At 33.4% G+C, this 14,318-nt stretch carries 10 protein-coding genes and 2 tRNA genes; 3 read left to right on the forward strand and 9 right to left on the reverse strand.

Annotated features, from left to right (window positions below; all coding sequences use genetic code 11):
* Positions 1 to 42: 42 nt before the first annotated feature.
* The 3 genes from RHO14_02555 to RHO14_02565 all read left to right on the forward strand — a co-directional run bounded on the left by RHO14_02555 (position 43) and on the right by RHO14_02565 (position 3,331).
* On the forward strand, positions 43 to 1,590 hold the full coding sequence (locus RHO14_02555; protein WVD71687.1) for an amino acid carrier protein: 1,548 nt from the start codon (positions 43 to 45) through the stop codon (positions 1,588 to 1,590).
* 199 nt (positions 1,591 to 1,789) lie between these two features.
* On the forward strand, positions 1,790 to 2,386 hold the full coding sequence (locus RHO14_02560; protein WVD71688.1) for a LemA family protein: 597 nt from the start codon (positions 1,790 to 1,792) through the stop codon (positions 2,384 to 2,386).
* A 9-nt stretch (positions 2,387 to 2,395) separates the two neighbouring features.
* The gene (locus RHO14_02565; protein WVD71689.1) at positions 2,396 to 3,331 is read left to right on the forward strand and encodes a TPM domain-containing protein; all 936 of its coding nucleotides are present in this window, start codon (positions 2,396 to 2,398) and stop codon (positions 3,329 to 3,331) included.
* 308 nt (positions 3,332 to 3,639) lie between these two features.
* Here the strand turns inward: RHO14_02565 and RHO14_02570 are convergent, their stop codons facing one another.
* The 9 genes from RHO14_02570 to RHO14_02610 form a co-directional block, all read right to left on the reverse strand.
* Complete coding sequence (locus tag RHO14_02570) at positions 3,640 to 4,662, reverse strand: OmpG porin family protein (GenBank protein WVD71690.1); 1,023 nt, start codon at positions 4,660 to 4,662, stop codon at positions 3,640 to 3,642.
* 8 nt (positions 4,663 to 4,670) lie between these two features.
* The gene (locus tag RHO14_02575; protein ID WVD71691.1) at positions 4,671 to 6,161 is read right to left on the reverse strand and encodes a glycoside hydrolase family 32 protein; all 1,491 of its coding nucleotides are present in this window, start codon (positions 6,159 to 6,161) and stop codon (positions 4,671 to 4,673) included.
* 14 nt (positions 6,162 to 6,175) lie between these two features.
* Entirely contained in the window at positions 6,176 to 7,339 is a 1,164-nt protein-coding gene (locus RHO14_02580) for an OmpG porin family protein (protein ID WVD71692.1), read from the reverse strand.
* A 115-nt stretch (positions 7,340 to 7,454) separates the two neighbouring features.
* Positions 7,455 to 8,891: a glycoside hydrolase family 32 protein gene (locus RHO14_02585; protein ID WVD71693.1), complete on the reverse strand. Its 1,437-nt coding sequence runs from the start codon at positions 8,889 to 8,891 to the stop codon at positions 7,455 to 7,457.
* 58 nt (positions 8,892 to 8,949) lie between these two features.
* Positions 8,950 to 10,164 carry an oligosaccharide MFS transporter gene (locus RHO14_02590; GenBank protein ID WVD71694.1) on the reverse strand — a complete coding sequence of 405 codons (1,215 nt, stop codon included), beginning with the start codon at positions 10,162 to 10,164 and terminating at the stop codon, positions 8,950 to 8,952.
* Positions 10,165 to 10,743: 579 nt separating this feature from the next.
* Positions 10,744 to 10,819, reverse strand: a tRNA-Gly gene (locus RHO14_02595).
* A 19-nt stretch (positions 10,820 to 10,838) separates the two neighbouring features.
* Positions 10,839 to 10,925, reverse strand: a tRNA-Leu gene (locus tag RHO14_02600).
* A 99-nt stretch (positions 10,926 to 11,024) separates the two neighbouring features.
* Positions 11,025 to 12,017, reverse strand: a complete 993-nt coding sequence (locus tag RHO14_02605) for a glycosyltransferase family 2 protein (protein WVD71695.1) — start codon at positions 12,015 to 12,017, stop codon at positions 11,025 to 11,027.
* A 384-nt stretch (positions 12,018 to 12,401) separates the two neighbouring features.
* Positions 12,402 to 13,877, reverse strand: coding sequence for a hypothetical protein (locus RHO14_02610; protein ID WVD71696.1), 1,476 nt, complete (start codon positions 13,875 to 13,877; stop codon positions 12,402 to 12,404).
* Positions 13,878 to 14,318 lie beyond the last annotated feature (441 nt).

The raw sequence follows: 14,318 nt of genomic DNA on the forward strand, positions 1-14,318 counted from the left end.
GTTAAACCTATATTGTTACTATAAGTAAAGTGAGTAGATGTTGTGAATAAGATTTTTGATTTAATTAATGATTTTTTTGCTTTTTTAGCGCCAATTACTGACGCAGTTTGGGATTTTCCAACCAATATTGACTGGTATAGTCGTATACCTGTGTTGGGTCAATTCTCTTTTCCTGTTATTTTATTAATTGGTGTTGGGATCTATTTTACGATCCGCACACGTTTTATCCAACGCCAAAGTTTTGTACCGGCGATAAAAATAATGTTAGCAAGGCAGCCGTCTAAACAAGGAATCAGTGCGATAGGATCGTTTATGCTTGGCCTTGCCATGAGAGCCGGCCCAGGAAATATTGTTGGTATCACGGGTGCAATTTCAATTGGTGGTCCTGGTGCACTATTTTGGATGTGGGTAGCTGCCTTTTTTGGGATGGCATCTGCATTTACTGAATCGGTGCTAGCTCAGCTTTTCAAAGAGAAAAAAGGTGATGAATTTGTTGGTGGGTTACCATTTTATGGTAAACGTATTTTAGGTAATAAACGATTTGTTGGCTTATTTTTATCGTTTGTATTTATCATTTATGCTTTATTTAATATTCCAGCTCAAACATTTAATGTTTTTTCTGCAATTGGCGCAATAGCGCAGGCTTCAACTGGCGAGCAGTATAGCCATCAATCAACACTATATTATGTTATTGCAGTAATACTCGTTGTTGTATGTGCATTTATTATCTTTGGTGGCATTCGCCGAGTAGTTGCCTATTCTGATGTGTTAGTACCGATTAAAGCAGTTATTTTTGTTGGTATGTCTATTATTATTATTTTAATAAACTTCCCATTAATTCCGTACTTTTTTCATGAAGTCGTTGTTGGCGCATTTTTACCTCATGCTATTTTTGGTGGCACAATTGGTACGGCTCTTGCTCAAGGTGTGAAAAGGGGCTTAATGTCCAATGAAGCAGGGCAAGGTACCATTACTATGGCAGCAGCAGTTGCCAATAACCGCCATCCATGTGAGCAGGGATTAGTGCAAAGCTTTGGGGTGTTTTTTGACACGATGGTGATTTGTACCATGACGGGTTTTATTGTCGTTATGGCTCATGTTTGGACCGGATCAGTTGATGGTGTAATGTGGGAATCGGTTAGGGCGTCAAAAATTATGTTATACCTAAGCTCTGTGGAGGCTTTAGTACCATCATCAATTTCGACCGTTGTTGAGATTATTATGTGTGCTTGTTATGGCCTATTTGCTTTTACAACGCTACTTGGTATGATCTCATTTGCAGAAATTTCAGCTAATTTTATCTCTAAAAAGCAAAGCTTTATTTTAGGGATTCGAACACTCGGTTCATTAGTCTTTGTGCCATTTGGAATACTCACCATTTTAGCTGGACTTGAGCTCGGTAATTTATGGTACATATCTGATTTAATGAATATTATTATGGTTTATTTAAATATCCCACTATTATTATTAGGATTACCATTTGTACTTAAAGCATTAGAACATTATCGTAAGACTAAAGCAGCACCTTTTGATTCTAAGCAATATGGGTTTGTTACTGAATGTTGGAATGGTAAAGAAAACAGTAAGTAATCAATATCTAATTTTACATGTCGGCGATAAAAAAGCGGGATATTAATATTTCCGCTTTTTTATTATAATTGATGGTTACAACAAAAAAATAACGAAAAATTAGGTTAATCAAACATATCCTAATATCTCATTAACTTGTAGTATAATGCGACAATGTTTATCTATTGCATCAAGCCATTTTTATACAAAAGGATGTATCATGAAATTTAAGCCTCTTTATCTTATTTTGGTATTAATTATTATTGCGGGTGTGATTTTATTTAATAGCTTTAATACGATCCAGTCTGATGATGAAAAAGTTACCGCTTCATGGTCTGAAGTAATTAATCAGTATCAACGCCGAGCAGACTTAGTCCCTAATTTGGTGAATACGGTTAAAGGTTATACTAACCATGAAAAAAGTGTATTAATTGACGTTACAGAGGCGAGGGCTAAAGTCGGAGCAATTCAAGTCAGCGCCGATCAGTTAACAGATCCCGCTGTGATGGCAAAGTTCCAACAAGCTCAGCAGCAATTAAGCTCTTCCCTAAGCCGTTTACTCGCGGTGAGTGAAAACTATCCTGATTTAAAAGCAAGTTCACTTTATAGCGATTTGATGGTTCAACTCGAAGGATGTGAAAATAGAATTGCCGTTGCGCGCGGACGATATATTCAAGCTATTCAAAACTATAATAGCTACATTCGCCGTTTACCGGGCAATCTAATTGCTAATTATTATCAATTGGCACCAAAAGCCCAATTTACGGTTGAAAATGAAAAGCAAATATCAACAGCACCATCTGTTAACTTCAATTAGTTATTTGCTATGCGCTTTATTCAATTATGTTTTATTGCTTGCCTTATTATTTGCTATCAAGTGTGCGCTGCGGTTGCAGTGCCTGCTTATTCTCAAAGAGTTGTTGATACTACCAATACCTTAACTAATGACCAAATTGAAAAACTCGATCAAATGCTGCGTAGTTATGAAAGTACACAAGATGCGGGTTCACAAATAGCCATATTGCTAGTACCAACAGTAAATAATGAATCGATAGAACAATTTTCTGACCGCGTTTTTAGACAGTGGAAAATTGGTCAAAAAGATAAAGATAACGGTGTTTTATTTGTCATCGCAAAAAATGATCGACAAGCTAGGATCGAAGTTGGCTATGGACTAGAAGGCGATTTAACGGATTTAGTTGCAAAGCACATAATTGATAAAACGTTTATTCCTGCTTTTAAACAAAATAATTATTACCAAGGCATTAGTGATGCTATTGTGTCAGTGATGGGGATTTTAAGTAAAACAGATGATGCGGGATCTATTTTACCCAAAAGCTTAAACACTATGCAATATGAGCCGCGTATCGGCGATGTAATTAAAGGACCTTTTGGCTTGTCGTTACTTTACTACAGCATTGCTTCATATATTATTTGTATGCTAATTACGACTTTATTGCCATTAAAATGGCTAAAAAAATCAAAAGGTAGGAAGTCTCTTGCTATTGGCATATTAAATGGTACTTCAGCAGGGGCTTATTCGCTATTCAATGGCTTTCCTATTGCAATTGCATTACCAACTTTATTTTTAGTTTTTGTCGCATCAACGATTTTATCTGCACTATTCGGCAAAAATGGCGGTCCTCGCGGTGGTAGAGGTAATGGCGGAAGCAGCTTTGGCGGAGGGCTTAGTTCCGGTAACGGATTTGGCGGTGGAGGCGGCGGTCGAAGTGGCGGTGGCGGCGCATCAGGGCGTTGGTAGTTCTAAGGCTTAAATATGTAAATTAAGTTTGTCAGCTATCTGCGTATTTGCTTTTTGGTGTATTAATATTTTGTTTTTTTACTCTGTAGCGTTGCAAAGTTTGTCAATATATATAATAAAACGATACTGTAATCACTTATTCATTAATTCATAACGGCTAATTTGAATAAAACTGCCCATAAAATATGGGCAGTTTATTGATGTCTGATCTGACCTTAGTATGAGTTAAATACGCTACTCCCCTAGTTTTACATCGTTTGATTAAAATCTATAATTATTGTTACAGAATCATCATTTTTTTGATTTAATTAAAAATTAAAATCAATCATTGCCTTATAATTATAAATGTTACCTTTGCTATTAGTAGACCAGTTACCTATTTCATTCAGATGCATTCTTTTTACCTCTCCATATAAAGTAAAACGGTCAGTAATAGGGTACGTCGCATTTAGCTGCACATAATTATAATTTCGATTATAAAATATTTCGCTATTTTGTGAGTTGTATTTCTTATATTTACCAATACCAGTGCTAATTGATGTTTGTAATCTATCCCAAATATTCCAGTAACCAATGGAGGTTACATTATCTTTATCTTTGATATTTCCCCATTTTTCTCGTTCTAAACGAGCAAATGAGGCGTGAGTTCTAATCCAAACGCCATTGTTATTGTTAATAATGTATTGGATCCCCGGTTCAATTACAGTAGATCTTGAGTCACGATCATTTTCGTCATTACGAATTCTTTTGCGATCAAATTGTTGGTAAACATAGCCAAAAATAGAGAAGTGGTCATCAATTTGAATATCAGTAAATAATTTTAGGCGAGCATTCCAATAACCTATTTTACCTTGATCATCAGAAAAACCAGACGATTGATAACCCCCCATCACTTCTGCGCCAAAGCGGATGTTATCATAGCGAAATTCTTTACCTACAACTACTTCAGTATTAAATGTGCTATTTTGATATTCATAACGACCATATGGGCCGCTATAATTAGCGTTTCGATTACTCGAAAAACCTAAATACCAGCCAGGTAAATCATGAGAACGAAATACTCCTTGAGCAAAGGTAATGTTATCATTAACATGATGAGTATGATTTTTAATATAAGAAAATTCAGTTGCATATTTAGCTTTTATGTAACCATTAATTTTTCCTCCATCAGGATTAGATGAATAAACAGATGCCCACATCACCTCTTCATCAAGATAAGACCAAGGATTAACCGAAATTACCTTACCTGAGTTTTCGCGAATAACGTTCATACTTGCCATTGACGCAATAGGCAAACTTAACACTAAAAATAAAAAAAGAGTTTTATTCATAATATAGCCTATTTAATCTCTTTAATATTTAGCTCAATAGTTGGATTGTCATTAATTGAATAACTTAGCCCCCATTTATTATTGACCATATCGTACATGCGTGCGGTAAAAGCAGCTTTATCATTGATATAAAAGACGGCTATTGAATTTTCAATTAATATTTTCAGGTGAATATCACCACTCAAATCAACAGGTGTACCTAGCTCGGGTTTAGCCGTCGAAAGTGCTGCTAATGGGCTGTTATAAAAGAAAACTTTATTGACAGCTTTATTTAATACAATATTTAATGGTGCATTAACTAGCTTATTTTCATTGATGCCGAAATTGAAAATGATGCCATGGCTTGCCCCTTTTATCGTTCCTTCTATGACCGCAGAAGATGGCATGACGTCATAAATTTGCATATTTAATGTATCAAACTTAGTGGTAATATTATTTTTTAATGAATTTGGTTTTAATAGTTTTGAGTTATTAGGCAGGCTGTTAATGACGTTATTTAACTCTGTTGGTATGACACTACTTAAGCTGCCGTCGCTGTTTTGGATTAGTTCATGTGCAACGAGATTACCGGCCCAATCAATATTACCACTATCTTTACTTGATGATTTTGTTGGATTCCAACCAAAAACATAAAGATGGTCATCTTTCATTGCCAGCTTACCTGCATAAAACCCGGCACCATCAACAGCATAATTCTTTAGTTTTACAAATGGCCCTTCAGGATTATCCGCTACCCGATATTGTGTTAAACGAGTTGGCCATTGGTCACTAAAACTTAAGTACCATTTATTGTTAAAAAAAACTAACGTAGGACATTCAAGATTTGAATCATTAGATATTGTATCATTATCAAAAAATACACCATCATCTTGCCAGTTTTTTAAATCAGTAGATGAATATTTTACGATGACGCCTTTACCATTTTGGCGCGTTGTAATTAGCATCCAATATTGCTGTTTTTCGGGGATCCAAACTACATGAGGATCTCGAAAATCATTACCGCTATAATTTTTGCCGGGTAAAATAGTGTCTTGATAATGTTTAACCCAATTAATTTTATCAGAACTTGTTGCATGCATGACTGATTCGACAGGAAAAACATTGGCGTTATGAGCAGTATACCAAGCATGCCAAGTATCCCCGACTTTTATAAATGATCCTGTGCCGAGCAGTAATTCAGGGTTATTAACATCATTAATGTATGGCAATACTTCTGAATGATTTGTATAGTGATATAAATCAGAGCTGGTAAGTAAATGTACAGCATGAACACCTAAATCACTTCCCCCTCTAATATCATTAAGATAGAAAATATTAAATACCCCATCAGCAAAGATAGGCATTGGATCACCGACGAAAGAGGCATCAACTTTAGGAAAAAAACCGTGTATTGAAGGTATAGATTTATTATGTAATGTTTCAGATCCCATCTGAGAGAAAGCAAAAAAACTTAATAAATATAACATACTCGCTAAACATATTTTTTTTGTTGTAAACATAACGATTTCCTCAATTAAAATTCATATACCACACCAAGTAATGTGAACGGGTTCCAGTTGTGACCATCTGATGTCCATAGACCATATTCTTTTGTTTTTTCGAATTTAAATTCGCCGTAAGCTCTTAAGCTTAGTATTAAAGGGTAACTTGCTGTTACCCCAAGCGTGTGATAATTACTTTTATAAAAAGTTTCGTTTGAATTTATTTGGTTGTATTTTTTAAGGCGACCAGTGCCGATATAAATTGACGAAAATAAATCTGTCCAATTATGGAAGAAACCTAATCTAATATTTTGTTCAACCTCCATAATTGCACCAAACTCTTTTCTGGCTTGTTTTTTTCTGATATATAAGGAACTTAGCCAAAGGCCATTATTATTATCAATTTGGTATTTTAAAACAGGTTCTGTTTCAATAGAGGTATTATTGGTATCGCCGTTATCAGGACGATTGTTATAAGGTTGAAATTCATAGAATATATATCCACCTAAACGCAAGGTATCAGTGAAACGTAAATCAACCCATGTTTTTACTCTCGTTTTTAATCGGTTTAGTCCTGATTCTGCACCAAACATCCCTTCAAGGCCGATTTTACCTCGGTAAGTCTCGAAAATATGACCAACAAAAGCTTCACTAATATTCGTATTATCTTGAAATGATTGGTCAAAAATATTACCTTTATAACTATCTTCTTTTGCGAAATAGAAACCAAAATACCAATTAGGTAACTCGTCATGGCGTAAAAATGCATTCATAATTGAAAATTTATATTTCCCACTATTTCGTTCTTTATCATGATTCCATCTAAAGTTATCAATTTCAATTTGCGAACGAATATTGCCATGTAAAGCGGCTGTATTTAAATTATTATTGACCGAAAGCCAAGCGACAGGAGCCTCATTTGGATTAGATATAAACAATGAATCTTGGCGTTGAATTTGTGATGATGTAGATTTAGCTACTGTATCAATATTATTTTTTTTAATATCAGATGCCGTGGTATTTTTAGAATTTTTTTTATTAATATTCGCATGGTTTGCCTGAATCTGACTGGCGGCAGAAATGGGCTTGGTTTTAGTTATTTCTTTTTCAGTAGTAGATTGAGCATTTTGGATATTAAAATAACTTTGGTATCCATGCTCATAACGACTAGCTCCCATTGCAGAAAATACGGACATTGATATAAGTGATAATAACAATCTCTTGGTATAGCTGATTACTAATGGGTTTCTAATCAATTTAATTACTTTTTTCTTTTCATTTTTTCTCCCCAATAAATACTCATCAAATTGCCTAAATGACTAAAGTCCAAATACCTGAACCCGATATATCAGCTTGTCCACCATATGCATAAAGCTTTATGTTTCTTTCATTTAGTTCTGGGTACATTCGACTACTCAAGCAGGCATATCCGTTATTTACGAAAATTTCGATAGAAGACATATCAATAAAAATACGTAATGATATTTGATCACTTTCTGGTAATTCCACGCTTCTAGTACCAAATAATTGATATTGAGAATACTCTCGCTCAATGACTAAACGTTTAGCCTGATTATCAATAAAGACATTAATACCTGTACCAAATTTGAATCCATACTTTTCAGCAGTACTATTTTTCAAATTAATATTCAAGACGATTTCGGCTATTTTACAAGATGAGACAACATCGATTTCATTGTTTATTTCAATTAAATTTATAAATGGGGTGAATTTTGAACGTAGTTTGAGTATTTCTTTAATTGGATTCATTTGAATAAGACCATCGTCAGTTATCGTTAATTCACGCGGTAACGTTAACATTCCAGCCCAATTATCTTCACGCTCAGGCATAGCGGATTCCCACATATCAAGCCAAGCAATTACAATTCTTCGACCATCAGGAGCCACAAAACTTTGTGGTGCATAAAAATCAGTACCAAGATCTAATTCTTTAAATGGTTTTTCAATAATAAATTTTGAATTGGGATGCCATGTTCCAGTAAGGTAACCACTTTGAAATAAATTTCGATTGTGATATCCCTCGGCTTTTAATCCTTGTGGTGAAAACATTAAGACATATTTATCATTAAGCGGGAAAAAATCAGGACATTCCCACATATAACCCATCGACTTGTCTGCTTTACCAATTATTCCTGCATCACACCAATGACGCAAATCCGCAGATTTATAAAGGCGCACTTCGCCAATATCACCCACTCTTGCTCCTACGACCATATACCAGCTATCTTTTTCTTTCCATACTTTTGGATCTCTAAAGTGGTTGATCCCCACCGGAGTATCAATAATCATGCCTTGGCGCTCAAAATTAACTCCATCTTTACTCACAGCCAAGCATTGAACTTGATAAAGATTGTCATCAATTTTTTCTCCATGAAATTTATGACCGGTATAAATTAATACTAACGTTTCTCCATCAACGACAGCAGAGCCAGAGAAACAACCATCTTTATCCTCTTCTCCTGACGGCGCGAGAGCAATAGGCAACTCTTCCCAATGAATTAAATCTTTACTTCTAGCATGCCCCCAATGCATTGGCCCCCAAAATGCGGAATAAGGATGATGCTGATAAAAAGCATGATAATAACCCTTAAACCATACAAGGCCATTAGGATCATTCATCCAACCAATTCGTGGTGCTAAATGAAATGTTGGGTACCATCGTTTTTTCACATCTTTTTGATGTTCTACAATATACTGTTCTGCTTGCTCTATTAATAAATCTTTCATTTTGACAACCTCGTAAAATTATATTTAAACAATTAGTTGTGAACGCAGTACGATTGAACTATTGTGCATTTTCAACATTATTTTGTAATAACATTGCAGAAATAAGCGTAATCGATAATACGATCACCCCCATAATGATATAGGAACGTGCAAAGCCGAGTAATTCATAGCTTATACCGGCAAGTGGTGATAAAAATGTTCCAATGACTGAGCCAGTACACGAAAATCCGACTAAATAAATTGTCGCAGATAAACGTTTGTCAAAATTAATGCTGTTATATTTAAAGACTGAAATGAGTAATACCGGCAATTCTAACGAATGTAATAATTTCATTATTGAAATGAGTAATGGCCCCTCAACTACACCAGAACCAATCATTCTAATTGCCATGATTATTCCCGCAAAAATTAAGCCATTTTTAGCACCAATTTTATTGACGAACCATGGCGCGATATATAGCCCTCCGACTTCAAGAAATACTTGCACTGAATTTAAATACCCGAACATTTCATTGCCCAGAGCAATATTTTGGAATTGAGATGAGTAGTAAATAGGAAATTGCTGGTCATAAACACCATACACACAGGTACCGACAACAAATAGAATTAACTTCCAAAAATTAGGTTGTTGTAATAAATTAATGGAATCTGCTAATTTAACTTTATTTTCATTAATAGGATTAATTGAGTTGCTATCAATTTTTTTCGTATTTAACTTAGTCAATAAAAGACAAAAAACAATACCAGAACAAGAAGCAATAAAAAAATTGATATGTGGATTGATATTAAAAAATAAACCTGAAAAGAAAATAGCGATTGCCCAGCCCAATGACCCCCACATTCTTACTTTACCAAATTCAAATCCACATAAACGCGATAATTTATCGGAATAAGCTTCAATTAAGCCAATTGCACCGTTAAAGGTTAAAGCAATAAATATTCCGCCAAAAATAGAGCCTAATAGTAAATTGTATTTTAGCAAATATCCAAACAGGACATATGATGGGCCCGATAAAATAAGTAAAACTGAAATAAACCAAAGAATATTTTTTCTCACACCTAATTTATCTTGAATGAGCCCATAGCTAATTTGTGCAAATAAGGCTGAAATTGATAGAACCGAAAAAATAATACCGGTTTCTGAGGGAATTAACCCCATTTTTTGGGATAGCCAAAGTGACAATAACGAACTAGAAGAGGACCAGGTCACAAAGAAAAAGAAAAATAGTCCACTTAATATCAGATAGTTTTGGCTAAAATTTTGTCTTTTCATTTAATCTACCTTTATATGGCATGAAATTGCAATGCCAATGTTTCAAGTTAACGTTAACATCTATTTGTAAAATATTTAGTAAGTTAATGCAGATTAGCTTTATTATCTCGCCCAGTTGCGCTAATAGGAATAGTTCAATATGAGCATTTCGATGTTATGGAAAAGTTGTTGCTTTAATATTTTGTTTTCATGTGTGTCTAAAATATTATTACAATTAAAAAATCACAATTTAAATTAAAAAAAACGAGTGATTTTTAAACAGATTTGTGAGGTGGTTCACATTAAAGTCCATTACAGCGACTATAATTTTAAACCTGACTTTCGATTCGTATGATGAGATAGAAATTATTATTCGCTAATATGTATAGTTATATTGTCTATTTATATTACGTTACAGAGCCATTATGATCTGTTGATAGTTTAAGCTGTTCCAAGCATAGCCTTAGCGGGGGGATAATACTTTTGCTAAGTGTTTATTTTATACTTTTGAAAAAAAGAGAAGTATTAGGATTTAGATTATTTTTCATTAACCTATGGGTTAATTATTAGAAGACGATATCAAAACTTAGATATAATAATTGGAGCGGGAAACGAGGTTCGAACTCGCGACCTCAACCTTGGCAAGGTTGCGCTCTACCAACTGAGCTATTCCCGCATGAGAATTGGTACATAAATGGTGCCCGGGGCGAGACTTGAACTCGCACGGCCAAAAGGCCGAGGGATTTTAAATCCCTTGTGTCTACCGATTTCACCACCCGGGCTCAAAATAATTACTATTGAAGTAATTAATTTTGAATGTGTGCATTTTACCCATCTTATTTATTCAGTCAATAAAAATTTTAAATAAACAGTTTGATTGGTTAATGTTTAGTTGATTTTTCGTTATAACTGAAATTAAATGAATCTTCATTAGCTATTTTTGGGTTTTTTGTTGCAATAATCACTTTTTGAGTAATGTAGCGTGGGCGCCTTTTAGATTCAATATAAATGCGTCCAATATATTCACCTAAAACGCCAATACTCGTTAGTTGAATACCACCTAAAAATAGAATCGAGACTAATAATGAAGGATAACCAGGGACAGGATTACCCCAAAATATTTTATCAATTACTATCCAAGTCGCATAAATCAGCGATAAAAATGAAATAATAAAGCCAAGGTACGTCCATACTTTAAGTGGGATAACTGAAAAACTGGTGATCCCTTCGATAGCAAAATTCCATAATTTAATAAAATTAAATTTACTTTTACCCGCATAGCGCTCTTTGCGATCATATTCAACTATTTCTATCTTACCGCCAACCCAACTTAGCAACCCTTTCATAAAAATATTACATTCAGGTAGATCTAAAATATGGTTTACGATATTTTTTGAAATTAACCGAAAATCACCGACGTTAGGTTCAATCTTTGGTTGGCAAATTTTATTATGTAAACTATAAAACCAGCTCGCTGTTTTACGTTTTAAAAAACTATCAGATAGCCGGCTACGTCTTTTAGCTAGCACAATATCTGCGCCATTCTGCCATTTTTCGATAAGTAGTGGAATAATCTCAATAGGATCTTGTTGATCCACATCAATTGGAATAACGGCATTTCCGCTAGCATGTTTTAGTCCGGCTAACATTGCGGCTTCTTTACCAAAATTACGGGTAAAAGATACTAACGAGACGAAATTATCTTGTTGTGCAAGCTTTTCAATTATAGCTAATGTATTGTCCGTGCTACCATCATTAATAAATAATATTTCGATACTATAATTTGCAAGTGTGCTGAGATTTCTTACGCTAGAATAGAAAGCAATTATATTATCTTCTTCATTAAAAACGGGCACAATTAAAGTTATTGTCATTTATTTTCTCTTAAAAATTAACAAACTAAAGTAGAAACCACTAATAAGACTAATGAATGAAAAGGTAATTAAAGTAAGTAAAAACGGCAATTGTATATAATCCGAAAAATAACCGACAAAATAAGCAATTGCGGCCATTGAAAAACAATATAATAAGTAATTCTTTACTCGATACTTAACCTTAAAGGTAAATACACTGTTTATCAAATAACTAAATGTTACTGCGATAGCAAATGCAATAAGATTACTTGTAGCCTGTTTTAAGCTAAAACAGTAAAAGCAAAGTAAGAATATCAACCAATGAATGGCAGTATTAATAACCCCAACTCCACTATATTTGATAAACACTTTTAACATCTAAATTCCTTTTATTGATAATTATTACTAACGCTGGTAAATAATAAATTCTTTATCTTCATAAATTGTTTGGTATTTATTGTCGTAGTTGATATAGCTATTTAGAGAATCATTTTTTGCAAGTAAAATATAATTAATATTAAATTTTTTAAAAAATTCTTCATAAGGTATTTGGAATGCAATAAGTTTCGCAACTTCTTTTATATAGTCTTGTTTATTATTAAATTCGATAGTATAAAGATCTGCCCTTGAATCTAGCATCGGTTTAAAACCTCTAAATAATACGTAGCTACCTAAAGCATAATCTGAATATATTCTTGCGGTAGTTGGATCAGCATTAAGCATTAAATAATCCATTGCCTTAACTGGATAGTTATCATCATAATTTTGCGAAAAATTTATTGTGGTTTCATTTTCAGTAAATGGTGTGATTTTACTAACAGATAATGCATACAAATAATGTGCATAACATAATAACGAAATAATAATTAGAGCAATAATGCCGCCTTTAATCGTGCCAATATTACGGGTGTAAAATGCAAGTCTTTTGGGGCATTGTTCTTCAAAAGCCTGCGTTAATAAGCGTGGTGCGATTAATGCATTTATGAGTAATAAAATTGCTGATTGTCGTATTGATAAAAGGGTTAAAAAACATAGGCCTGCGAGTAATAATAACTCACTAACGAAGACTTTACAGCGAGTAAATAATAATAAGTAGCTGATTTCTAAAATAAACACCATAAATGCAATGTTTTTAACTGGAGCAAGTGGTTGATGTTCGCTAATCATTAATGTTGAAATTCCCCTATAGGTTTTAATTAAATAAGTAAAGGGGGTATCACCTAGAGGGGTTAAAAATCCAGTTAATATTGATGCTATTAATGTTATTAATACAAAAATAGCGCTATATTGTGTTGTCGGTATTGCAATGATTCTTTCCGACAATGGGTATGGTTTTTTTATTAGGTAGCCACTAATGATTTTTTCTACAACAAACGGTATTGCAATTAAAAAATATAAAAGCCATATAGCACAATGTAAATTGACGATTAGAGTTGAAATTATCATCATCGAGAGGAAGAAAGGAACTCGACTTAATTTTTTTTGGCTATAAGCAAATAGCACGCCATATTCAATTATAAGCAGTATATAGGTAATTAGCTGTGCTCTGGCTGTGAAGTTAATTGATAATGTCATTATTGTCGCGCACACAACAAAAAAGGTGACAAAACGATTTTTTGAAATGCGGTAACTAATAAACATCAATAAAAAAGCTAAAATCATTGCAAATATGATTGATGAGATATAAATCGCTTTAAAACCCCCGATTTGATAAATCTGAAAAATACCATAATCATATAACCAGTGTGGATAAGTGTAAGGGAGGTTATCGAGAAAAGTGAAGTCATCAATAGGAACTAATCCTTTTTCTGCAATTTGTTGTCCTATTTTTATAGTATAAAATGTATCATTTTGAAAAGTAATCGGAATTAAAATGAGCATAATACATAATATCGTTAATATGCAGAGCAATATAAAAATTCTATTTTTTTTGTACTCATAGATAGGCATTAAAATGATTCCTTTTTATTAATTTATATATAAAACATGACTCGTGACAATCATGTAACTCAAGCTAATGGCAATACCATAAGGAATTGTTGATTTCGTTTTGGTGAAAATTTTTTTAATTAAAACTATTAACGCTAAAGGAATGCCTAATAGCGCCATAATCATAAGAAAATCTATAATTTCATTATTAGGGATTGATAGTAATAATACGCTGATTAATTTAATATCTCCGGCACCGACTAAACCAAAATAAAATAAAAAAATACCTATAATTAAAAAAATAATTGCGGAAATATACGAAAGTTCTCCACTACTAAATAAATAGTTAAGTAATATTATAGTGAGTAAAATAATCACTTGTTTATTTGATAT

Source organism: Orbaceae bacterium lpD04, assembly GCA_036251935.1.
GTDB classification, from domain to species: Bacteria; Pseudomonadota; Gammaproteobacteria; order Enterobacterales; family Orbaceae; genus Orbus; species Orbus wheelerorum.